Origin of the sequence: Streptomyces sp. H27-H1 (genome assembly GCF_026627445.1) — a bacterium.
Taxonomy (GTDB): domain Bacteria; phylum Actinomycetota; class Actinomycetes; order Streptomycetales; family Streptomycetaceae; genus Streptomyces.
The window spans coordinates 19,555-41,479 of record NZ_JAPNLJ010000043.1; the positions used below are offsets into that span (position 1 = coordinate 19,555).

The 21,925-nt window shown below is 73.0% G+C and carries 23 protein-coding genes; 10 read left to right on the forward strand and 13 right to left on the reverse strand.

Annotated features, from left to right (window positions below):
• Nucleotides 1-710 precede the first annotated feature (710 nt).
• Nucleotides 711-5,306, reverse strand: coding sequence for an ATP-dependent helicase (locus OTB20_RS33000; protein ID WP_267823242.1), 4,596 nt, complete (start codon nucleotides 5,304-5,306; stop codon nucleotides 711-713).
• An 80-nt stretch (nucleotides 5,307-5,386) separates the two neighbouring features.
• On the opposite strand from OTB20_RS33000, the gene OTB20_RS33005 reads away from it, so the two are divergent.
• Together OTB20_RS33005 and OTB20_RS33010 are read left to right on the forward strand one after the other, a co-directional pair.
• Nucleotides 5,387-6,235: an AraC family transcriptional regulator gene (locus tag OTB20_RS33005; RefSeq protein WP_267823244.1), complete on the forward strand. Its 849-nt coding sequence runs from the start codon at nucleotides 5,387-5,389 to the stop codon at nucleotides 6,233-6,235.
• A 155-nt stretch (nucleotides 6,236-6,390) separates the two neighbouring features.
• Nucleotides 6,391-6,894: a hypothetical protein gene (locus OTB20_RS33010; RefSeq protein ID WP_267823246.1), complete on the forward strand. Its 504-nt coding sequence runs from the start codon at nucleotides 6,391-6,393 to the stop codon at nucleotides 6,892-6,894.
• Between the two features lie 45 nt (nucleotides 6,895-6,939).
• Here the strand turns inward: OTB20_RS33010 and OTB20_RS33015 are convergent, their stop codons facing one another.
• Nucleotides 6,940-7,746 carry a nucleotidyltransferase domain-containing protein gene (locus OTB20_RS33015; protein WP_267823248.1) on the reverse strand — a complete coding sequence of 269 codons (807 nt, stop codon included), beginning with the start codon at nucleotides 7,744-7,746 and terminating at the stop codon, nucleotides 6,940-6,942.
• A gap of 66 nt (nucleotides 7,747-7,812) precedes the next feature.
• Here OTB20_RS33015 and OTB20_RS33020 point away from each other — a divergent pair, with 66 nt between their 5' ends.
• Nucleotides 7,813-8,562, forward strand: a complete 750-nt coding sequence (locus OTB20_RS33020; protein WP_324290445.1) for an AzlC family ABC transporter permease — start codon at nucleotides 7,813-7,815, stop codon at nucleotides 8,560-8,562.
• Nucleotides 8,559-8,867, forward strand: coding sequence for an AzlD domain-containing protein (locus OTB20_RS33025; protein WP_267823250.1), 309 nt, complete (start codon nucleotides 8,559-8,561; stop codon nucleotides 8,865-8,867). Before OTB20_RS33020 ends, OTB20_RS33025 begins: the two co-directional genes overlap by 4 nt.
• On the opposite strand, the gene OTB20_RS33030 is transcribed toward OTB20_RS33025, so the two are convergent.
• Nucleotides 8,836-9,810 carry a hypothetical protein gene (locus OTB20_RS33030; RefSeq protein WP_267823252.1) on the reverse strand — a complete coding sequence of 325 codons (975 nt, stop codon included), beginning with the start codon at nucleotides 9,808-9,810 and terminating at the stop codon, nucleotides 8,836-8,838. The two genes, OTB20_RS33025 and OTB20_RS33030, sit on opposite strands and share 32 nt — an antisense overlap.
• An 81-nt stretch (nucleotides 9,811-9,891) precedes the next feature.
• Here OTB20_RS33030 and OTB20_RS33035 point away from each other — a divergent pair, with 81 nt between their 5' ends.
• A complete protein-coding gene (locus OTB20_RS33035) occupies nucleotides 9,892-10,086 on the forward strand; it encodes a DUF3046 domain-containing protein (RefSeq protein WP_267823254.1) in 195 nt (64 codons plus the stop codon).
• A 315-nt stretch (nucleotides 10,087-10,401) separates the two neighbouring features.
• Entirely contained in the window at nucleotides 10,402-11,496 is a 1,095-nt protein-coding gene (locus OTB20_RS33040; RefSeq protein WP_267823256.1) for an AI-2E family transporter, read from the forward strand.
• On the opposite strand, the gene OTB20_RS33045 is transcribed toward OTB20_RS33040, so the two are convergent.
• On the reverse strand, nucleotides 11,444-12,205 hold the full coding sequence (locus OTB20_RS33045) for a Clp protease N-terminal domain-containing protein (protein ID WP_267823258.1): 762 nt from the start codon (nucleotides 12,203-12,205) through the stop codon (nucleotides 11,444-11,446). The two genes, OTB20_RS33040 and OTB20_RS33045, sit on opposite strands and share 53 nt — an antisense overlap.
• A gap of 47 nt (nucleotides 12,206-12,252) precedes the next feature.
• On the reverse strand, nucleotides 12,253-12,801 hold the full coding sequence (locus OTB20_RS33050; protein ID WP_267823260.1) for a 2'-5' RNA ligase family protein: 549 nt from the start codon (nucleotides 12,799-12,801) through the stop codon (nucleotides 12,253-12,255).
• Nucleotides 12,802-12,878: 77 nt separating this feature from the next.
• On the opposite strand from OTB20_RS33050, the gene OTB20_RS33055 reads away from it, so the two are divergent.
• The 4 genes from OTB20_RS33055 to recX all read left to right on the forward strand — a co-directional run bounded on the left by OTB20_RS33055 (nucleotide 12,879) and on the right by recX (nucleotide 15,472).
• Entirely contained in the window at nucleotides 12,879-13,205 is a 327-nt protein-coding gene (locus tag OTB20_RS33055; protein WP_267823262.1) for a GYD domain-containing protein, read from the forward strand.
• Nucleotides 13,206-13,283: 78 nt separating this feature from the next.
• Complete coding sequence (locus OTB20_RS33060; RefSeq protein ID WP_267823264.1) at nucleotides 13,284-13,556, forward strand: hypothetical protein; 273 nt, start codon at nucleotides 13,284-13,286, stop codon at nucleotides 13,554-13,556.
• A gap of 173 nt (nucleotides 13,557-13,729) precedes the next feature.
• A complete protein-coding gene (gene recA / locus OTB20_RS33065) occupies nucleotides 13,730-14,848 on the forward strand; it encodes a recombinase RecA (RefSeq protein WP_267823266.1) in 1,119 nt (372 codons plus the stop codon).
• A 3-nt stretch (nucleotides 14,849-14,851) separates the two neighbouring features.
• The gene (gene recX, locus OTB20_RS33070) at nucleotides 14,852-15,472 is read left to right on the forward strand and encodes a recombination regulator RecX (protein WP_267823268.1); all 621 of its coding nucleotides are present in this window, start codon (nucleotides 14,852-14,854) and stop codon (nucleotides 15,470-15,472) included.
• A 73-nt stretch (nucleotides 15,473-15,545) separates the two neighbouring features.
• On the opposite strand, the gene OTB20_RS33075 is transcribed toward recX, so the two are convergent.
• The 8 genes from OTB20_RS33075 to OTB20_RS33105 form a co-directional block, all read right to left on the reverse strand.
• Nucleotides 15,546-15,941 carry a rhodanese-like domain-containing protein gene (locus OTB20_RS33075; protein WP_267823303.1) on the reverse strand — a complete coding sequence of 132 codons (396 nt, stop codon included), beginning with the start codon at nucleotides 15,939-15,941 and terminating at the stop codon, nucleotides 15,546-15,548.
• On the reverse strand, nucleotides 15,932-16,480 hold the full coding sequence (locus tag OTB20_RS33080) for a cysteine dioxygenase (RefSeq protein WP_267823270.1): 549 nt from the start codon (nucleotides 16,478-16,480) through the stop codon (nucleotides 15,932-15,934). Before OTB20_RS33080 ends, OTB20_RS33075 begins: the two co-directional genes overlap by 10 nt.
• A gap of 75 nt (nucleotides 16,481-16,555) precedes the next feature.
• The gene (locus OTB20_RS42925) at nucleotides 16,556-16,642 is read right to left on the reverse strand and encodes a putative leader peptide (RefSeq protein WP_311318651.1); all 87 of its coding nucleotides are present in this window, start codon (nucleotides 16,640-16,642) and stop codon (nucleotides 16,556-16,558) included.
• 32 nt (nucleotides 16,643-16,674) lie between these two features.
• Nucleotides 16,675-18,252 (reverse strand): FAD-dependent monooxygenase, encoded by a 1,578-nt coding sequence (locus tag OTB20_RS33085; RefSeq protein WP_267823272.1) that lies wholly within the window; start codon nucleotides 18,250-18,252, stop codon nucleotides 16,675-16,677.
• Between the two features lie 228 nt (nucleotides 18,253-18,480).
• Entirely contained in the window at nucleotides 18,481-19,365 is an 885-nt protein-coding gene (locus OTB20_RS33090; protein ID WP_267823273.1) for an amino acid ABC transporter permease, read from the reverse strand.
• On the reverse strand, nucleotides 19,362-20,036 hold the full coding sequence (locus tag OTB20_RS33095) for an amino acid ABC transporter permease (RefSeq protein ID WP_267761666.1): 675 nt from the start codon (nucleotides 20,034-20,036) through the stop codon (nucleotides 19,362-19,364). The genes OTB20_RS33090 and OTB20_RS33095 overlap by 4 nt, the downstream gene beginning before the upstream one ends.
• A gap of 92 nt (nucleotides 20,037-20,128) precedes the next feature.
• On the reverse strand, nucleotides 20,129-20,983 hold the full coding sequence (locus OTB20_RS33100) for a glutamate ABC transporter substrate-binding protein (protein ID WP_267761668.1): 855 nt from the start codon (nucleotides 20,981-20,983) through the stop codon (nucleotides 20,129-20,131).
• A gap of 116 nt (nucleotides 20,984-21,099) precedes the next feature.
• On the reverse strand, nucleotides 21,100-21,885 hold the full coding sequence (locus OTB20_RS33105; protein ID WP_324290446.1) for an amino acid ABC transporter ATP-binding protein: 786 nt from the start codon (nucleotides 21,883-21,885) through the stop codon (nucleotides 21,100-21,102).
• Nucleotides 21,886-21,925 lie beyond the last annotated feature (40 nt).

Here is a 21,925-nt window from a genome sequence, read left to right on the forward strand (position 1 = left end):
GGCTGGGGCTGGCGCTGGGGCTGCCTACGCGGGTGCGGGGCGCCGGGGCTGCGTCCCCCGGCCGGGGTGGTGGCTGGGTCCCGGACCTGGTTGCTGGGCTGCGGCCTGTCCTCAGTTGGGCCGCGCCCTGGGGTGCGCTTGGCCGGGCCGGGCGCGGAACCCGTTGGCTGGGCTGCGCCCAGTGACCGGATCCCCGGGGCTGCAATCCGGGCCAGAGCGGTGGGCGATGTCCCGGGCCCGGTTGGTGGGCTGAGCCCCCGGTTCGGTTCCCTTGGGCTGAGCCCCGGGTCCCGCCTCTGAGCTGCGCGCCGGAACCCATCCGGCGGGCTGGCGCACTGGGGCCCGCCCCGGGGGCGGCTCCGGGCATGGCTTGTGGAGCCGTGCTGGGACGGGTCCGGGTCCGGTTCGTGGGCTGGGCCCGGGTTCCGATTCCGGGTGGTTTCGGGCCGGGGTTGGGCTGCGCCCGGGTCCCGAATCCGGCCGGTTCCGGGCCGGGTCGCGCTGGGCCCGAGCTCGTTCCCGGGCTGCTCCCGGCCCGGGCCCTGGGCTGCGCTCCGGGTTCGAAGCGGCGTTCCCGGGTGTCCGGGCTGCTGGGCGCTGGATTCGGGGTTGCCGGGGCGGCCGGGGGTGTCGGAGTGCCCCGGTTGCCGGGCCGGCCGGGCTGGGGGGCCGGTAGGAGGGGATGGGTGGCGGAGGCCGGTCGGCGGGGGTCAGTGGCGGAGGCGGAGGCCTTGGGGGGTGGCGTGGAAGCCGGTGGCTTCGATGGGTGGGGCGTAGGGGGAGGTGAGGGAGGGGGCGGCGTTGACGCGTTCCACGGTGAGGGCGGGGAGGGTGCCCTTGAGGGAGGCCGCCGTCAGGGCGGACAGGGCGGCTGTGAGGCGGGGGTCGTCCGGCGGGGGCCAGGCCAGGAGGGTTTTGCCGCCGCGCTCCAGGTAGAGGGTGAGTTCACCGTCGACCAGGACCACCAGGGAGCCCGCCTTGCGGCCCGGCTTGTGGGTGGCGCCGGACGGGGGCTCCGGCCAGGGCAGGGCGGCGCCGTAGGCGTTCGCCGGGTCGGCGGCGGCGAGGACCACCGCGGCGAGAGGGGGCGGGGTCCGCTCGGCGGCGCGGAGGCGGTCGACCGCGCCGTCCATGGCGAACTGGGCCGCGCCCAGGCCTTCGACCACATAGCCCCTGCGGGCCTGGCCGCTGTCCTCGAAGGCGGACAGGACGCGGTAGACGGCGCTGAAGCCGCCCTGCACCCCTTCCGCGGCCACCGCGCCGCGGGTCACCACCCCGTGGCGGTCCAGCAGGGTGCGGGCCAGGGCGTGCGCGCGGTGGGTCGGATCCGGGGCGTGGGCCGGGAGGAGGGACCAGCGGCCCGACACCGTGGGCGGGCCCGTACGGGAGGTGGGGGTGGTGAGCGTGCCGTAGCGGCCGCGGGGGATCGTGCGGCGTGCGCGGTGGGCGGTGGCGCCCGCCGTGCGGCCAGAGCCGAGGAGGGAGCGCAGGGGGGCGAGGGTGTCATTGGTCAGCCGCCCCGACCACGCCAGGTCCCAGACGGCGGCGGAGAGGTCCCCGTCCGAGGCGTCCGGGTGCAGTGTGCGGACCCGGTCCGCGAGCTGGCGGAAGAACAGCCCGTATCCGGCGGCCAGCACGTCGAGGACCGCCGCGTGCAGCGGGCTGAGCTCCAGGGGATGCGGCGGGGGGAGGAGAAGCGGGGCCGCGTCCGCGAGGTAGAGGGAGACCCAGCCGTCCTTGCCCGCAAGGGCTCCCGCGCCCGCCCAGAGGACCTCGCCCGTGGTGGTGAGCTCGTCCAGGAGCGTGGGGGAGTAGTCCGCCACCCGGGAGGGGAGGATCAGGCGTTCCAGCGCGGAGGCGGGCACGGCCGCGCCCTGGAGCTGTTCGATCGCGCGGGCCAGGCCGTCGACGCCGCGCAGGGCTCCGCCCAGGTGCTGCCACTGGGGGAGGAAGGTGGCGAGGGAGGCCGGCGGGACCGGCTCCAGTTCCTGGCGCAGCGCCGCGAGCGAGCGGCGGCGCAGCCGGCGCAGTACCGTGGCGTCGCACCACTCCTGGCCGATGCCCGCCGGGTGGAACTCGCCCTGGACCACCCGCCCGGCCGCCGCGAGCCGGTGCAGTGCGCCGTCCGTCACGGCCGTGCCCAGCCCGAAGCGGGCGGCGGCGGTGACCGTGGTGAAGGGGCCGTGGGTGCGGGCGTGCCGGGCCAGGAGGTCGCCGAGCGGGTCCTTCACCGGCTCGGTGAACGCCTCCGGAACGCCCACCGGGAGCGCCGTGCCCAGCGCGTCGCGCAGCCGGCCCGCGTCCTCGATGGCCGCCCAGTGGTCCTCGCCGCCGATCCGGACCCGGATCGCCCGGCGGGCGGCGGAGAGCGACTGCGCCCACTGCGGCTGCGCGCCGCGGGCGGCCAGCTCGGCCGGGGTGAGGGGCCCCAGCAGGCGCAGCAGGTCGGCCACCGACTCGGCGTCCTTGGCCCGCCGGTCCTCCGTCAGCCACTGCAGCTCCCGCTCCAGTTCCGTCAGGACCTCCGCGTCGAGCAGCTCGCGCAGCTCCGCCTGGCCCAGCAGCTCGGCCAGCAGCCGCGAGTCCAGCGACAGTGCGGCCGCCCTGCGCTCGGCGAGGGGCGAGTCGCCCTCGTAGAGGAACTGCGCGACGTACCCGAAGAGCAGGGAGCGGGCGAAGGGGGAGGGCTCGACGGTGGTGACCTCGACCAGGCGGACCCGGCGGGCCTCGATGTCCCCCATCAGCTCGGTCAGTCCCGGCACGTCGAAGACGTCCTGCAGGCATTCCCGTACGGCTTCCAGCACGATCGGGAACGAACCGAACTCGGAGGCCACCTGGAGGAGCTGTGAGGCGCGCTGGCGCTGCTGCCACAGGGGGGTGCGCTTGCCGGGATTGCGGCGCGGCAGCAGCAGGGCGCGCGCCGCGCACTCGCGGAAGCGGGAGGCGAACAGCGCGGAGCCGCCCACCTGGTCGGTGACGATCTGCTGGATGTCGCCGTGGTCGAAGGCGATGTCGGCCGCGCCCAGCGGGGGCTTCTCGTCGTCGAAGTCGAAGGACCGGTTCGGCGCCGGGTCGTGGTCCAGCAGGTCCAGGTCCATGCTCAGCAGGTCCGCGTCCGGCAGGCGGAGCACGATGCCGTCGTCGGCGTGCATGACCTGCGCGTCCATCCCGTACCGCTCGGAGAGGCGGGCGCCGAGTGCCAGCGCCCAGGGGGCGTGCACCTGGGCGCCGAAGGGGGAGTGGACGACGACCCGCCAGTCGCCGAGCTCGTCGCGAAACCGCTCGACGACGATGGTCCGGTCGTCCGGTACGTGGCCGCAGGCCTCGCGCTGTTCGGCGAGGTAGGACAGGACGTTCTCGGCGGCCCAGGTGTCCAGCCCCGCCGCCAGCAGGCGCAGGCGGGCGTCCTCGGCGGTGAGGCCGCCGAGCTCGCGCAGGAACGCGCCGACCGCCCGGCCCAGTTCCAGCGGGCGGCCCAGCTGGTCGCCCTTCCAGAACGGGAGGCGGCCCGGGACCCCGGGGGCGGGGGTGACCAGGACGCGGTCGCGGGTGATGTCCACGATCCGCCAGGAGGTGGTGCCGAGGGTGAAGACGTCGCCGACGCGGGACTCGTAGACCATCTCCTCGTCGAGCTCGCCGACCCGGCCGCCGCCCTTCTTCGGGTCCGCCCCGGCCAGGAAGACGCCGAAGAGGCCGCGGTCCGGGATGGTCCCGCCCGAGGTGACCGCGAGCCGCTGTGCGCCGGGCCGGCCGGTGATCGTCCCGGCGACGCGGTCCCACACCACCCGGGGCCGGAGCTCCGCGAAGGCGTCCGACGGGTAGCGGCCGGCCAGCATGTCCAGCACCGCCGTGAACGCCGAGTCCGGCAGCGCCGCGAAGGGGGCCGCCCGCCGCACCAGGGCGAGCAGGTCGTCCAGTTGCCATGTGTCCATCGCGGTCATCGCGACGAGCTGCTGGGCGAGCACGTCCAGTGGGTTCGAGGGGATCCGCAGGGACTCGATCGAGCCCGTGCGCATCCGCTCGGTGACCACGGCGGCCTGCACGAGGTCGCCCCGGTACTTGGGGAAGACGACCCCGGTGGACACCGCGCCCACCTGGTGCCCGGCCCGGCCCACGCGCTGGAGCCCGGAGGCCACCGAGGGCGGGGACTCCACCTGGATGACGAGGTCCACCGCGCCCATGTCGATGCCGAGCTCCAGGCTGGAGGTGGCGACCACGGCGGGCAGCCGGCCCGCCTTCAGGTCCTCCTCCACCAGCGCCCGCTGCTCCTTGGACACCGAGCCGTGGTGGGCGCGGGCCAGCAGCGGCGGAGCGCCCTGGGCGGCGCCCGACTGGGCCATGATCTCGGCCGGCGGCGGACCCTCGGGGAGCGGGCCGCCCGTGGCCCGCTCGTACGCGATCTCGTTGAGCCGGTTGCACAGGCGCTCGGCGAGGCGCCGGGAGTTGGCGAACACGATGGTGGACCGGTGGGCCTGGACCAGATCCGCGATCCGCTCCTCCACATGCGGCCAGATGGAGGGCTTGTCGCCACCCTCCTTGCCCTCGGTGGCGGGGGAGCCGCCCAACTCGCCCATGTCCTCGACCGGAACGACCACCGACAGGTCGAACTCCTTGGTGGAGGGCGGCTGGACGATCTCCACCTTGCCGCGCGGTGCGAGGTACCGGGCCACCTCGTCCACCGGGCGGACCGTCGCCGAGAGCCCGATCCGGCGCGCGGGGCGGGGCAGCAGCTCGTCCAACCGCTCCAGGGACAGTGCGAGATGGGCGCCGCGCTTGGTCCCGGCGACCGCGTGCACCTCGTCCAGGATCACCGTCTCGATCCCCGCCAGGGCGTCGCGGGCCGCCGAGGTCAGCATCAGGAACAGCGACTCGGGCGTGGTGATCAGGATGTCCGGCGGCCGGGTCACCAGTGCGCGCCGCTCGGCCGGCGGGGTGTCACCGGAACGGATCCCGACCCGGATCTCCGGCTCGGGCAGCCCCAGGCGCACCGATTCCTGCCGGATACCGGTCAGCGGGCTGCGGAGATTGCGCTCCACGTCCACCGCCAGTGCCTTCAGGGGCGATACGTACAGCACCCGGCAGCGCTTCTTCGGGTCCGCCGGGGGAGGGGTCGAGGCGAGCTGGTCGAGGGCGGCGAGGAAGGCGGCCAGGGTCTTGCCGGAGCCGGTGGGGGCCACCACCAGCACGTCCGAGCCCGCCCCGATGGCCCGCCAGGCGCCCTCCTGGGCGGGGGTGGGCGCGACGAAGGCCCCCGTGAACCAGGAACGGGTCGCGGGGGAGAACGAGTCGAGCGCGGCTGCGGACATGCCCCCATCGTGCACCCGCCCACTGACAAGCGGGCGGACCTGCGCAAACGCCCCGGCGGGGCGGGGCGCAGAATGGGGGGATGGGCACGGGCACCGGAGCGGACGAGGGCCGCCGGGAGTGGGCGCGGCACTGGCAGTACGCGGAACTGCCCGGGCTGGACCTGCTGCGCGCCCACTACGTACGCCACACCTTCCCGCGCCACGCCCACGACGGGTACGTCATCGCGGCCGTCACCGGCGGCGTCGAGGAGATCGGCCTGCCGGGAGACACCCTGCGCGCCGGGCCCGGCAGCGTGGTCCTGATCAACCCCGAGGTCCCGCACACCGCCCGCGCCGGGGCCCCCGAGGGCTGGGCCTACGCCACCCTCTACCCCTCCCGGGCGCTGATCACCGAGGTCGCCACCGAGATCGGGACCCTGCGCGGAACCCCCGGTTTCACCGCCGCCATGGTCGCCGACCCGCAGGCCTCGCTGGCCATCACCGAGGTCCACCGGGCCGCCGAGGCCGGCAACGCGCTGGCCGCCGACACCCTGCTGCGCGGGGTGGTGGCCCGGATGCTGACCCGGCACGCCGGACCGCTGCCCGCCCGCAGCGCAGGCCGCGCGGGCGCCGCCGACGCGGAGCGGGCCCGGGCCGTACTGGAGGAGCGGATGGGGGAGCCCCCGTCGCTGGAGCAGCTCGCGGCGGAGCTGGGCACGAGCCCCTTCGCCCTGCTGCGGGCCTTCCGGGACCGGTACGGCATGCCTCCGCACACCTGGCTGACCGACGCCCGGGTCCGGCGGGCGCGCCGGCTGCTCGACGCGGGAATCCCGCCGGCGGAGGCGGCCGTCACCGTCGGCTTCACCGACCAGCCACACCTGAACCGGCACTTCACCCGCATCGTGGGGGTCCCGCCGGGGGCTTACCGGCGGGGTCGGGCGGCTGGCTAGCATCTGGATCATGGACGGGCTGGAGCGGGCGGTGTACGGGGCGGACCCCCCGGTCCTGGCCGAGGAGTTGGAGGCGGCCGGGTTCACCGCGGATCCGGAGCGGTCGCTGCTGGCGGGGGAGTTCGCGGTGATCTCGCGGGTGCGGCGGGACCCAGGTGCGCTCCGACCTCTCGGACGCACAGGTACGCGAGCTGGCCGCCGCGAGCGGCCCGCACGCGACGCCGCTGGCCGAGGTGGAGGCCGACGGCTGGGCCGCGTACGGCCGAGGCGGCCGGGGGGACACCGTGGTTCTGCTCGACGGCGGCCGGGTGACCGTGGCGGGGTGGGCCGGACGATTCGCGGACTCGGGCTTCGTCGTCATCGGCGGGGTGACCGGACCGCACACCGAACTCGTGGCGGCCTTCGCCCCGCTTGCGGCGAAGGCCTGTCTCATGGGCCGCGCGGCGCCGTACTGCGTTGCGGAGGCGGAGGGAGAGCTGCGCACCGCACTGTCCACGGCCGGGTTCGCGGAGATCACGACGGTACGCACGTACCGGTGGGCCCCGGACGGCAGCCCCGTCCGGACCCGGCCGGTCCGGGAGCACCGACCCGGCGGGGGTCGAAGACGTAGCCGGCGTGCTGCCAGTCGAGCCAGTGCAGCAGCTCCGCCGGGCGGGTGAGGTCGGGCGGAACTCACCGCCCTGCTCGGTGAGCCGCCGAGACGCCTAGAGCGCCAGCGCCGCCCGGGTCTCCTCGACCAGGGTGCGGGCCTCGGCCACCGTCGCCGTCAGGGAGGACGCCGTCGTGCCCTGCACGCCCAGCAGGGTCCGTACGCGCTCGCCGAAGCCGGCCGGAGCGGACGGCAGGGCCTCGGCGGCGGCCAGGGCACCCTTCTCGTTCAGGCACCAGCGCCGGTCCGCCGCGAAGAGCGCCTGGACGAGGATGCCGAAGGCCTTGGACAGGCACAGCGAGACGTACAGGCCGTCCGCGCGGGCCGCGCCCTTCGCGGCGCCCGCTGCGAGGAACTCCGCCTCCCAGGCCCCCGCGATCAAGGCGTCCCGCAGCGGCTCCGGGTAGGCCGAGACCGAGGTGCGCAGGGCGGCCAGCCCGCCCGTCGGGTCCGCCAGGACCTGGCCGAGGGCCACCTCGCCCGGGTAGCAGGGGGACCAGAAGCCGAGCGGGTGCCCCGGCTGCACGCCCACCTCGTAGCGGCCCTCGCGGCAGTCCTCCCAGACCCGCTCGACCCGGTCCAGGTCCCGCAGGATCCAGTCCACCGCCACGCCGTCGACCTTCAGCCACGCACCGCCGTCGACCCAGGGCCCCCAGCCGCCCGGGCCGGCCACGTCCACGCCCGGTCCGGCCAGCGCGCGCAGCGCGCCGAGGTCGAGTGCGTCGCCGCGGTAGTAGACGCCGAGGTCCCAGTCCGATTCCGGCCGGTGCTCGCCGCGGGCCCGGCTGCCGCCGAGCATGACTCCGCTCACGCCGGGCACCTGGGCCAGCCGGTCCGCCATTTCCTTGATCACCTCACGCATGGTGCAAGAACGTACAAGACCCGGATGCCGCTCCCTGCGTAATTTCGGGGCGTGGGAGAACATCAGATGGTGATACCAGAAGTCCCCGACGAGGCCACCGGGCCTGTGGTTGGGGCCGTGCCCGTGGTCGGGGCGGGGGCCGAGGTCACGGACAAGCCGCGCGCTGCCGTGGTCCGGGACGCGCTCGGCGTCGGAGTGGCGGTCGGGCTGTCCGGGTTCGCCTTCGGGGTGACCGCGGCCGGGGCGGGGGTCAGCACCCTCCAGGCCTGCGTGCTGAGTCTGCTGGTGTTCACCGGGGCCTCGCAGTTCGCGCTGGTCGGGGCACTGGCCGCCGGCGGGAACCCCTTCACGGCCGCTGCCGGGGCCTTCTTCCTCGGCACCCGCAACGCCTTCTACGGGCTGAGGCTGTCCCAGCTGCTCGCGCTGCCCAAGGCCGTGCGGCCGCTCGCCGCGCACTGGGTGATCGACGAGACCACCGCCGTGGCCCTGGCCCAGCCCGACCGCAAATCGGCCCGGCTCGGCTTCACCGTGACCGGGCTGAGCCTCTACGTCCTGTGGAACCTCACCACCCTGCTCGGCGCGCTCGGCGCCGAGGCCATCGGGGACACCAGGACGTGGGGGCTGGACGCCGCCGGGCCCGCCGTGTTCCTCGCACTGCTCGCGCCGATGCTGAAGACCTCCACCGAGCGGGCCGTCGCCGGGCTCGCCCTCGTGCTGGGGCTGGGCCTGCTGCCCGTGCTCCCCGCCGGGGTGCCCGTGCTGATCGCGGCGCTGGCCGCGCCGATCGTGCTGTGGATGAAGGGACGACGCTCGTGAACGTCTGGATCGCCATCGGACTCACCGTGGTCGGCTGCTACGCCGTGAAGCTCGCCGGACTGCTCGTCCCCGCCGGAGCCCTGGAACGGCCCGCGGTGCGCAAGCTCGCCGCGCTCCTGCCGGTCGCACTGCTCGCCGCGCTCACCGCGCAGCAGACCTTCGCCACCGGCCAGGAGCTGGTGCTCGACGCCCGCGCCGCCGGGCTCGCCGCCGCCGCGGTCGCGTTGCTGATGCGGGCTCCCTTCCTCGTCGTGGTCGCGGCCGCCGTCCTCGTCACCGCGGGGCTGCGGGCCCTGGGAGGCTAGCGGCGGCCGGGAGCCGGCCGTACGCGCGCAGGGTCAGCAGCGCCTCCACCGTGGCGATCGGGCGCCGCTCCAGCGAGCTGCCCGGCGCCCACTCCCCTCGGTCCACCGGCCAGCCGCCGTCCGGCTGCTGCCGGCCGGCCAGGAAGTGCAGCGCGCCGCCCAGCTCCGCGTCCGTGAACCAGCCGCGGGCGAGGGACTCCGGGCGGCGGGCGAGGTCGTACGGGTACAGGTGCTCGCCCGGCGCGTGCCCGGGCACCGGCGGGTACGCGTCCTGCCGCGCGGGGTCCAGTACGACGAGCCGGTGCTCGCGCACCAGCCGTCCCAGCCGGTCGGCGGCCGCCGCGGCCCGGGACCGGTCGGGTACCCCGTCCAGGAAGGCCACCGCGCCCTGGATCTCGTACGGGTGCCAGTGGCGCAGGTTCTCCACCCGGTCCCAGCAGAAGTCCGTCGCCCGGAACAGCCATGCGTGCCACACCCGGTTGCGGTGCAGGAGCCCGACGACGGGGCCGGTGGCCAGCAGGTCGCCCGGCGGATCGTCGCGCAGTGGGTGGAAGGGGGCCGCCGGGTAGCCGCCGGGGGCCGGAGCGGTCACCGCGAGCGCCCCGTCCGGGGTGGAGATCCGGGCCAGGTGGGCACAGAGCCGCTCGATGCGCTGTCCGGCGCAGCGGCCCAGGCCGTCCAGGACGCGCAGGGCGTGGGCGGTGTGCAGCGGGTGGCTCAGCGGGCCGCGCAGATCCGGGTCGAGGGCGTGGCCGTAGCCGCCGTCGCCGCCGAGGTAGGCGCCGAGGGCGGCATCCACCGGGTCGGCGTCCCCGCCGAGGAAATGGAACGCGAACCTCCGCTGCTCCAGCACGCGTGCCGTGAGCCAGATGAACTGCTCGGCGCGGGCCAGTGCGCTCATCGCCGCCGGCGCCGCCGGGGCGCGAGTCTCGTCTCCAGGCATGCCGGAAACCGTAGGGGCCCGCGCTGCGCCGAGGTGGCCCGAACGGGGCGGGTGCACTCTCCGGGGCGGGATACTGGAGGCATGCGGTTGACGATTTTCTGGGAGCGGATGGCCGAGCACTTCGGCGCGGGCTACGCGGACTCCTTCGCGCGGGACCACGTCATGACGGAGCTCGGAGGACGCACGGTCCACCAGGCGCTGGACGCGGGCTGGGAGACCAAGGACGTGTGGCGCGCCGTGTGTTCGGCGGTCGACGTGCCCGCCTCGCTGCGGTAGCGCCGGGCGGGAGGGCCGGCGGTCGGGCCGCCGGGCGGCCGGTGTGGGGCGCGGTGCGCGCGACGCCTTCGCGGTACGCGGCGCCGGTGGGCCAGACTGGGCGCCGTGGCAGCCAGCGAAGAGACGACCGACCAGCCCGCAGACCCCCCGGGCACGCCCCCGCCCGGCCCGGCGGGGGCGTCAGACGCCTCGGCGGCAGGGCCCCGTAGGAGCGGGAGCGGGACCGGTGCGGGAGACGCGCAGGTGCCGGGCCCCGGGGCGGGCGGTCCCGCGGGGCCGGGCGGTCCCGGCGCGGGGGCTGCGGCGGAGGCCCGGATGCCACGCTGGCTACCGCGCGCCGTGGTCCTCGTACTGGCCCTCGTGGCCTGTTTCCAACTCGGCAGCTGGGCCTTCCACCAGCTGATCGGGCTGCTCATCAACATCCTGATCGCGTTCTTCCTCGCGCTCGCGATCGAACCGGCCGTGGCCCGGATGGCGGCCCGCGGCATGCGCCGCGGACTCGCCACCTTCCTGGTGTCCCTCGGGGTATTCGTCGCCGGCGCGGGATTCGTCGTCCTGCTCGGCTCGGTACTCGCCGCGCAGATCGTCGACCTGGTGGAAGGCTTTCCGGGTTACCTCGACTCGCTGATCGGCTCGATCAACGACACCTTCCACACGGACCTGTCCCGGCTGGACATCCAGGACAGCCTGCTGCACTCGGACTGGCTCCAGAAGTACGTGCAGAACAGCGCGAGCGGCGTGCTCGACGTGTCCGCCACCGTGCTCGGCGGACTCTTCAAGCTGCTGACGATCGGTCTGTTCTCCTTCTACTTCGCCGCCGACGGGCCGCGGCTGCGCCGCGCCCTGTGCTCCGTACTGCCGCCCGCGAAGCAGGCGGAGGTGCTGCGGGCGTGGGAGATCGCCGTCACCAAGACGGGCGGGTACCTCTACTCGCGCGGGCTGATGGCGCTGATCTCCGGGATCGCGCACTACATCTGCTTCGCGGTGCTGGGCGTGCCGTACGCGCCCGCGCTCGCGGTGTGGGTGGGGCTGGTGTCCCAGTTCATCCCCACCATCGGCACCTACCTGGCGGGCGCGCTGCCGATGCTGCTCGCCTTCACGGTCAGCCCCTGGTACGCGCTGTACGTGCTCGGATTCGTGGTGGTGTACCAGCAGTTCGAGAACTACGTGCTCCAGCCGAAGCTGACCTCGAAGACGGTGGACATCCACCCGGCGGTGGCCTTCGGATCGGTCATCGCGGGTACCGCCCTGCTGGGCGCGGTCGGGGCGCTCATCGCGATCCCGGCCGTGGCCACGATGCAGGCCTTCCTCGGCGCGTACGTGAAGCGGTACGCGCTGACAGCCGAGGCGGACGCCTCTACTTCGCCGCCTCGTCCGAGGAGGCGAGTACGGCTGCCAGGGCGTCGGTGACCCAGTTCTCCACGGCGTCCTTGTCCACGCCGAGGCCGCTGAGCGGACCCGTTCCGTTCTCCAGCTCCAAGAGCGCGAGCAGGATGTGTTCGGTGCCCACGTAGTTGTGGCCGAGGCGCAGGGCCTCGCGGAAGGTGAGTTCCAGGGCCTTCTTCGACGGGGCGTCGAAGGGGATCAGGTCGGGGACGTCCGCCACGGCCGGGGGCAGGGAGGCGGTCACGGCGGCGCGTACGTCGCCTGCGGCGATCCCCTGGGCGGCGACGGCGTGGGCCGCGAGGCCGTCGGGCTCGGCCAGTAGCCCGAGGACGAGGTGCTCGGTGCGGATCTCGGTGTTGCCGGCGGCGCGGGCCTCGTTCTGCGCGGTCACCACCACGTTGCGGGCGCGCGGGGTGAAGCGGCCGAAGCCCTGGCTGGGATCGAGCCCCGCGTCGCCCTCCTTGTCCGGCTTGGGGACGAAGCGCTTCTGCGCGGCCTGACGGGTGACGCCCATGCTGCGGCCGATGTCGGTCCAGGAGGCGCCGGAGCGGCGGGCCTGGTCGACGAAGTGGCCGATGAGGTGGTCGGCGACGTCCCCGAGGGCCTCGGCGGCGACGACGGCGCCGCTGAGCTGCTCCAGGGTGTCGGTGTGGACCTTCTTGATGGCCTCGATGAGGTCGTCGAGGCGTACCGGATTGGTCATGCGAACGGGTTCCACCGAAGGGTTCGTCATGAGTGCAACCCTAGGTTGACAGTCGGAAGGGTGTCAACCCGCGGTTGTCACTTTCCGGGTTCCCGGAGGGGGAACCTCGCGCGCTCGCGCCAGGCCGTGCCGTCGTGGGCCACCAGGTCCACCGAGGAGACGCGGGCGGCGAGCGGGAGCCGGCCGGCGAGGTCCGCCTCTGCGGCGTCCAGCTCCGCCTCCCCGGCGCCCTGGGCCACGGTGAGGTGCGGGACCGTGTCGGGGTGGCGGCCACCGTACGGCGGGGCCTCCGGCCAGCGCTCGGCGACCGAACGGGTCAGCCGGCGCAGCGGGGCGTCCGGCTCGGGGGCGAGGTAGAGCATCCCCGGGAACCGGCCGGTCCGCTCGAAGCGCAGGTCGAAGGCATGGTGGGGGTGCAGGACCGCGGCGATCGAGGCGTGGACCGAGGCGTCGATCAAGCCCTCCTCCAGGAACGGATAGAGCACGCTCACATGTGCCGGGACCCCGGCCCGGGCCGCGGGGTCGAGCCGGCCGCGCCAGTCGCCCACGACGGGTTCCGCTTCGGGCATCCGCACGATGAGCGCGGTGCGGCCGGCAGGGAACATGCTGGAGGTGTCGTCCGTCATGGCGGTCGATCATGCCACCCGCGGGTGCGTGTGACCGAGCGCCGTGCGATCCATCGACGAAGCGAAGGAGGCGCGCGATGCCGCTCTATCTGTCGAGGTTCAGCTACACCCCGGAGACCTGGGCGCGGCTGATGGGCCACCCCGAGGACCGCGCGGAGGCCGCCCGGTCGTACATCGAATCCGCCGGCGGAAAACTCCACGGCTTCTGGTACGCCTTCGGCACGCACGACGGCTACAACCTCTGGGAAGCCCCGGACAACGTGTCCATGGCCTCCGTGGCCCTGGCGATCAGCGGCGGTGGCGCGCTGAGCTCGTTCGAGACGACCGTTCTCCTGAGCGTCGACGAAACACTGGAGGCCCTGCGCAAAGCCCAGCAGATCCGCTACCGGGCTCCTGGCAAGTAGCGCGGTACGCCGGCGATCCCGGAGGACGCACGTCGGGGGCCCGGCCGGATTCGACCGGCAAGTGGGTGACGAGCGGCAATGGGCGAGCACGCCCTGATGGCCCTCGAAGCCGGAACGGTCCGCGACCTGGCGTCGCCGGCCGCACTGCCCGACCGCAGCGGCGGCGTACTGACCAGCGGCGGCTCCATGGCCAGCCTGCCGGCACTGGCCTGCGCCCGCACCTGGTTCCTCACCGGCCGGGACGCCGCGTCTGCCTCACCGCCGACGACCACACCCCCTAGCCGCGGCTCTCCCGCGCCACCGTGGAATTCACCCGCCCCGGCACCCGCGCCGCGTTCGTGTCCCCACTGACGGGCATCGGCGGCATCGGCGGGCGGGTCCGGCGTGGTGCGCTTGACACGGAAATCGAACACGCATTCTTATTGGTTATCCACAGCCAAACCGGACGCGGGACCGCGTTGTCAGTGGCAGGCGTTAGCGTCAATGGCGTGAAGCGATCGACTCAAGCAAATCGGGTGGAACCCATGGCAGGCAACGACCGTGAGAAGGCTCTCGACGCCGCTCTCGCACAGATTGAACGGCAGTTCGGCAAGGGCGCCGTGATGCGTCTCGGCGACAAGCCGAACGACCCCATCGAGGTCATCCCGACCGGATCGACCGCACTGGACATCGCGCTCGGCGTCGGTGGACTGCCGCGCGGCCGCGTTGTCGAGGTGTACGGACCGGAATCCTCCGGTAAGACGACCCTGACCCTGCACGCCGTGGCCAACGCGCAGAAGGCCGGCGGCACCGTCGCCTTCGTGGACGCCGAGCACGCGCTCGACCCCGAGTACGCCAAGGCCCTCGGTGTCGACACCGACAACCTCATCCTGTCCCAGCCGGACACCGGCGAGCAGGCGCTGGAGATCGTGGACATGCTGGTCCGCTCCGGCGCGATCGACCTGATCGTCATCGACTCCGTCGCGGCGCTCGTGCCGCGCGCGGAGATCGAGGGTGAGATGGGCGACTCGCACGTGGGTCTCCAGGCCCGTCTGATGAGTCAGGCCCTCCGGAAGATCACCGGTGCGCTCAGCCAGACCAAGACCACCGCGATCTTCATCAACCAGCTCCGCGAGAAGATCGGTGTGATGTTCGGCTCGCCGGAGACCACCACCGGTGGCCGCGCGCTGAAGTTCTACGCCTCCGTGCGCCTCGACATCCGGCGTATCGAGACCCTCAAGGACGGCACCGACGCGGTCGGCAACCGCACCCGGGTCAAGGTCGTCAAGAACAAGGTCGCGCCGCCGTTCAAGCAGGCCGAGTTCGACATCCTCTACGGCCACGGCATCAGCCGCGAGGGCGGCCTGATCGACATGGGCGTGGAGCACGGCTTCGTCCGCAAGGCCGGTGCCTGGTACACGTACGAGGGCGACCAGCTCGGCCAGGGCAAGGAGAACGCGCGGAAGTTCCTCTGCGACAACCCCGCCCTGTCCGACGAGATCGAGCGGAAGATCAAGGAAAAGCTGGGCGTCGGTATCCGCAAGGACACCTCGGCCGCCGCCACGGCCGAGGCCGGCGCGGACGCGTCCGCCGACACGGCGGCCGTGCCCGCCCCCGCGTCGAAGGCCAAGACCGCGGTCAAGGCCGCCGTCGCCAAGAGCTGACCCGTGTGGGAGCAGGAAGGGGACGGCGCCGCCGGCCGCCGGGAAAGCCGTCGCAACGGCCGTCGTGCGCAGGGCCCCCGTGAAGAAGGCCGTCGTACGGAAGGCCGCGACGGCGGCCAGGAGCTGCCGCCCCAGAGTCCCGAGGAGCAGGCGCGGGCCATCTGCCTGCGCCTGCTCACCGGGATGCCGCGCACCCGGCGGCAGCTCGCGGAGGCCCTGGCCAAGCGGGAGATCCCCGAGGAGGTGTCGGAGCAGGTCCTCTCCCGGTTCGAGGAGGTGGGCCTGATCGACGACGCCGCGTTCGCCGGGGCCTGGGTCGAGTCCCGCCACCGGAGCCGGGGGCTGGCCCGCCGGGCGCTCGCGCAGGAGCTCCGTACCAAGGGGGTGGCCCCCACCCTCGTGCAAGAGGCCCTGGAACAGCTGGACTCCGACCAGGAGGAGGAGACCGCCCGGGAGCTGGTGGAGCGCAAGCTCCGCTCGACCCGGGGCCTGGAGCGGGACAAGCGGATCCGGCGCCTCGCGGGAATGCTCGCCCGCAAGGGATACCCCGAGGGCATGGCCCTGCGGGTGGTCCGCCGAGCGCTGGAGGCGGAAGGCGAAGACGCCGACGATCTGATGGCGTGACCCGGGGCCGAGGCGTGCGTCGAGGCCGGGCGGAGTGGGGCCGGCCCAGGCCCGGCCCCCGGGCCCCCGCGCCTCAGACCCCGGCCGAGGGGGCGGTGGGGAGCCCTGCCGCTTTCCAGGACTGGAAGCCGCCCGTGAGGTCCGTCGCGTTCGGCAGGGACAGCGCGTGGAGCGAGGCCGCCGCGAGGGTGGACGCGTAGCCCTCGTTGCAGATGACGATGACGCGGATGCCGTGGTCCACCGCCTCCGGGAGGCGGTGGGAGCCTTCGGGGTCGAGGCGCCATTCCAGTTCGTTGCGCTCGATGACCAGCGCGCCCGGAATCAGCCCGTCCCGCTCGCGCAGGGCCTGGTACCTGATGTCGACCAGGAGCGCCCCGGTCAGGGACTCCGCGTGTGCCTGGGCCGCGTCCACCCGCGTGTACGTGGTCCGCAGCCGCTCCACGAGGGCGTCGATGCCGCTCACTGCCAGTCCGCCGGACGCTCGACCTGCTCCAGCGTGAGCACCGGGCCGGTGCGGCTGTAGCGGCGGATCAGGGGCAGCGGCGGGTAGTACGCGTGGACGGAGATCGCGTGCTCGGTCGTGGATTCGTTGAGCACCTCGTGCACGTGGTGCTCTGCGAAGGCCCGCCCGGATCCCGCCTCCAGTCCGCGCGTCCGGTCCACGTCGGGGGCCAGCGAGAGCGACTGCCAGCCCTCCGAGGGGAGGCGGACCGCCAGGGAGTGTTCCGTGAGCCGTCCGCTCGCGGTGGTGAAGGCGCCCCGAGACTCGGCGTGGTCGTGCCAGCCGGTGCCGGTGCCGGGCGGCCAGCCGATCAGCCAGGCCTCACTGCCGCCCGGGCCGTCGAGCCGGATCCACGTCCGGCCCTCGGGGTCGAGGGGCAGGGAGGCGATCAGCTCGGGGTCGGAGGCGGTGCGCAGGGTGAAGGCGAGGAGATCCGCAGCCGAGATGGCCGGAGCGGCGCCGGCGGAGGCCGGAGCAGGGGCCGGGGCGTGCGTGGTCACAGACATGGAGGATGACCGTCCTGGGGGTTCGCGAGGGTGCGCGGCACACGAAGGGCGCGCGAAGAAGGGCGAATCGGCGAATCAGCAGGAAGGGCGACATACGCAGCCCGCGTAGCGGAGCAGGTCCATATGGACCCTCCGCCACAGGCGTACGTCGTTGCCGGTCATGTCCGCGAGTGAAGCACGACTCGGCCGGAGGGTCAATCGATCACGGGAGCGATGGCGGGCAAGCCGGTGGCGGCCGGGGCCGGGGCCGGCGCGTCGTGGCGTACCGCGTCCGCGGCCTCGTACAGCTCGGCGGGGTGGACCCCGGCGAACGTCGCCGCGAGATGCCCGTCCGGCCGTACGAGGAGCACGGTGTGCGCCGCTGCCCCGGGGTAGCCGTCCGCGACGAGCAGCGCCGCCCGGACCGGCAGCGCGGCGACCGCCGCCGCGAGGCGGGGCATCAGGCCGGCGCCCAGCCAGTGGCGCCGGTCCCAGACGCCGGTGCCCGGGGCGACGAGGACGACGAGCAGCCGGCCCCGCCCCACCTGGTCGCGCAGCGGCACCGTCGAGCCGTCGGGTGCGGTCACCGGGACGTTCTCGACGGGCCCGCCCGGCTCGGTGGCGGTGGGGACCTCGTGGACGGCCACGGGCGGGGCGTACACCGGCTCGGCGCCCAGCGGGCCGCGCCCCAAGTGGCCGTCGGCGAGGAGGGATTCGGCGGTCCGTGAGGCTCCGGGGAGGTAGGCGCGCAGCCCGCCCCCGGAGCGCAGTGCGGGCATGGCCTGGTCGGCGGCGCGCAGCCGGGCGGCCACGGCCCTGCGGCGCTCGGCCTCGTAACTGTCGAGGAGCGCTTCGGAAGCCCCCTGGTGCCAGTCGAGGGAGAGCTTCCAGGCGAGGTTCTCGGCGTCCCGCAGCCCTTCTTCGACGCCCTGGGTGCCGAGTGCGCCGAGCAGGTGCGCCGCGTCCCCGGCGAGGAAGGCGCGGCCGTCGCGCCAGCGCCGGGCGAGCCGGTGGTGCAGTGTGTGGACCCCGGTGTCGAGAAGCTCGTACGGGGGCGTCGTGCCCCCGCACCACAGCGCGAGGCTGTCGCGGATGAGGGTGACCAGGGCGTCGGGGGTGACGAGGTCCCCGCGCGCCGGGAGCAGCCAGTCCAGCCGGTACACCCCGTCGGCCAGCGGCCGGGCGGTGACCTCGTCGGGCGGGCTGCGGTGCAGCAAGGCTTCGCCCGGCCAGGGGAGTTCGGTGCGCAGGGCGGCAACGGCGTGCCGTTCGACGGCGGTTCGGCCGGGGAATCGGATGCCGAGGAGTTTGCGCACGGTGGAGCGGGCCCCGTCGCAGCCGACCAGATGGCTACCGCGCCACCACGTGGTCTCCGCGCCCCGGGTGTGGGCGGTGACCCCGCGGCCGTCCTGCTCCAGGGCGTCGAGCCTGCTCTCGGTGACCAGCTGGACCAGGGGGTGCGCGGTGGCGGCGTCGCGCAGTCCGCGGGTCAGGGCGTGCTGGGGCAGGTGGATCGGGGCCGGGCCGTCCTCGAAGGTGATCCGCTGGGAGTCGCGGCCGCGCCGCATGGTGCGCCAGGCGGTGAAGTGGGCGCCCTCGTCGCGCAGGGTCGTACAGCCCAGCCGGTGCACCATGGCGGCGGTGTCGGCGTGCAGGACGACGGTGCGGGCGGGGCGGGGCGCGTCCTTGCCGGATCCCTCGTCGAGCACGACGCAGGGCACGCCCTGGCCGGCCAGGGCGAGGGACAGGGACAGTCCGACGGGCCCCGCGCCGACGACGATCACCGGGTCCATGATGTGGCTCCCGGTGTCCGGTATGTGATCACAGAACGTATGCAACTCACTGGAGATGCCTGCGTCAAGTGACGCCGGTCCGGACAATGCCGAGTGGTGCGGCGGATGAGTTCCGCCGCACCACACGTGTCCCGCCAGTGTACTGACCGGCTGTCAGCCCGGAGGCCGGACAGCGGTCCGACGCTCCGTCAGGTCTCTGTCAGCGGTTCCGTGTCACCGGGTTCCCTGTCACGCCCCGGGGGCCGTACCGCCGTCGCCGGCGTCGAACTGGGTGATCGGAACCATCGCGTCCGTGGTCTTCGTCGACTTCCGAAGCCGGCCCTCCAGCCAGGAGGCGAAGGTGGTGAGGGCGAAGTTCACCGCGACGTAGATCACCGCGATGATCAGGAGGGTCGGGATGGTGTTGCTGAAGTTAGCCGAGATCTGCCGGTACGTAGACATGAGTTCGGCGAGGCCCAGCACCGCACCGCCGATCGCGGTGTCCTTCAGGATCACCACGAGCTGGCTGACCAGCGCCGGCAGCATGGCGGTGACCGCCTGCGGGAGCAGGACGTAGGTCATGGCCTGGCCCTTGCGCATGCCGATCGCCTTCGCGGCGTCGGTCTGGCCGTTCGGGAGGGACTGGACGCCGGCCCGGACGATCTCGGCGATGACCGCGGAGTTGTACAGGACCAGGCCCGTGATCACGGCGTAGAGCGGCCGGATCGCGGAGTCGATGCCCGTGTACTTCACGTAGAAGGCGGACCCGAACAGCATCAGCATCAGGACCGGTACGGCCCGGAAGAACTCGACCCAGGTACCGACGGCGGCACGTACCCACGCGTGGTCGGAGAGCCGGCCGATGCCGAGCAGCGCGCCCATCGGCAGTGCGATCACCATGGCGATGGCGCCGGCCTGCAGGGTTTCGCCGAGGCCGGGCAGGAGGAAGGTCGTCCAGACCTGGCCGTCGGTGAAGAACGGGCTCCATTTGTCGGCGTCGAGCTGGCCGTTGTCCGACAGGATGGACAGCACGTACCACAGGGCCGCGACGGCCACGACGAGGAAGATGACGGTGTAGATCCAGTTGCGCACCTTGGCCTTGGGGCCCGGGGTGTCGTACAGCACCGAGGTCATCGCTTCACCGCCACTCGCTTGGCCACCCAGCCCAGGAGCAGGCCGGTGGGCAGGGTCAGAAGGACGAAGCCCAGGGCGAAGATGCCGAAGACGAGGAAGAGCGCCTGCGCCTCGTTCTCGGTCATCTCCTTCATCAGCAGGGCCGCTTCGGCCACGCCGATGGCCGCTGCCACCGTGGTGTTCTTGGTAAGGGCGATCAGTACGTTGGCGAGCGGCGCGACGACCGCCCTGAAGGCCTGGGGGAGCACGATCAGGGTGAGCGTCTGGACGAAGCTCAGGCCCAGTGCGCGGGAGGCCTCGGCCTGCCCGACCGGGACCGTGTTGATGCCCGAGCGCAGCGCCTCGCAGACGAAGGTACCGGTGTAGGCGGTGAGTCCGAGGACCGCGAGCCGGAAGCCGATGTCCTTGAAGGTGCCGCCGCCGAGCGTGACGCCGAGCGTCTGGTTGAGCCCCAGCGAGCAGGCGATCAGCAGCACGGTCAGCGGGATGTTGCGCACCACGTTGACGTACGTGGTGCCGAAGGCCCGCATCAGCGGAACGGGGCTGACCCGCATCCCGGCCAGGACGGTGCCCCAGACCAGGGACCCGAGGGCCGAGTAGAGGGTGAGCTGAACCGTCACCCAGAAGGCTCCGAGCAGGTCGTACTGCCCGGAATCAAGAAAATCGAACACGATGGCCTGCGCTCTCCCCAGGATGGCCAGGTTGGCCGGCGAGGCACGCCGCCGCCCGTGACGGACGGGCGGCGGCGCCCCTCACCGGTGAATCAGCTGCCTTCGGTGATCTGCGGAGCCGGCTCGTTCTTGTAGCCGGACGGACCGAAGTTCGCCTTCACGGCCGCTTCCCAGGCGCCGTCCGCCTGCATCTTCTTGATGGCGGCGTTGACCTTGGTCTGAAGGTCCTTGTCGCCCTTCTTCAGACCGATGCCGTAGTTCTCGTTGCTCAGGCTCAGCCCGACCAGCTTGAACTTGCCCTTGTTCTTGTCCTGCGCGGCGTAACCGGCGAGGATCGAGTTGTCCGTGGTGAGGGCGTCGACCTTCTTGTTCTCCAGGCCGGTCAGGCACTCGGAGTAGCCGCCCAGCTCCAGGAGGTCGGCCTCGGGGGCCAGCTTGGTCTTGACGTTCTGCGCCGACGTGGAGCCGGTGACCGAGCAGAGCTTCTTCTTGTTGAGGTCCTCGGCCTTGGTGATCGAGGTGTCGTCGGCACGGACCAGCAGGTCCTGGTGCGCGAGGAAGTACGGGCCGGCGAAGTCGACTTTCGCCTTGCGCTTGTCGTTGATCGAGTAGCTCGCGACGACCAGCTTCACGTCGCCGTTGGAGATCAGGTTCTCGCGCTCGGCGCTGACGGCCTGCTTGAACTCGATCTGGTTCGGCTCGTAGCCGAGCTCCTTGGCCACGTACGTCGCCACGTCCACGTCGAAGCCCGTGAACTTGCCGTCGGGGGTCTTCAGGCCCACACCCGGCTGGTCGAACTTGATGCCGATGACGATCTTGTCCTTCTTGGCGCCGGCGGTCGAACCGCCGTCACCGGACGCCTTGTCGCTGCTGCCGCCACAGGCGGTCGCGGTCAGGGCGAGAGCTACGGCGACAGCGGCGGCCGCGCCGACCTTGGAGAGCTTCATGGTGGACTTCCCTCGAAGTGAGACGTGTGACGTGAGTCGTGTGACGTGGAACGTGCGACAGACGTGAAGCTTTGCTGGGCGACGATCCGTCACCGGATCACTACCAGATGCGAAGGTCAGTGGTGCAGGATCTTCGAGAGGAAGTCCTTGGCGCGGTCACTCCGCGGATTGCTGAAGAACTGCTCGGGCGTCGCCTCTTCGACGATCTTCCCGTCGGCCATGAAGACAACCCGGTTGGCGGCAGAGCGGGCGAAGCCCATCTCGTGCGTGACGACCACCATGGTCATCCCTTCCCGGGCGAGCTGCTGCATGACTTCCAGCACCTCGTTGATCATCTCCGGGTCGAGGGCCGAGGTCGGCTCGTCGAACAACATCACCTTCGGATCCATCGCCAGGGCACGAGCGATCGCGACACGCTGCTGCTGGCCGCCCGAGAGCTGCGCCGGGTACTTGTCGGCCTGCGAGCCGACGCCCACCCGGTCGAGGAGGGACTTCGCCTTCTCCAGGGCCGCCGTCTGGTCCGTCTTGCGGACCTTGAGCTGGCCCAGCATCACGTTCTGCAGCACCGTCTTGTGCGCGAAGAGGTTGAACGACTGGAAGACCATGCCCACGTCGGCGCGCAGCCGGGCCAGTTCCCGCCCCTCGGAGGGAAGTACCTTCCCGTCGACCGTGATGCTGCCCGAATCGATCGTCTCCAGGCGGTTGATGGTCCGGCACAGCGTGGACTTGCCCGACCCCGAAGGGCCGATCACCACGACGACCTCACCGCGGGCAATGCTCAGATCGATGTCCTGAAGCACGTGCAGCGCGCCGAAGTGCTTGTTTACGTTGTTCAGCACGACCAGGTCGTCCGCGGCACCGGCCGCGTCCCGCACGTCCTTGGTCACTGATACTCCGCTCATCGGCTTGTGGCTCCGTCCACCTCGGTTGGGAGGACAGTAG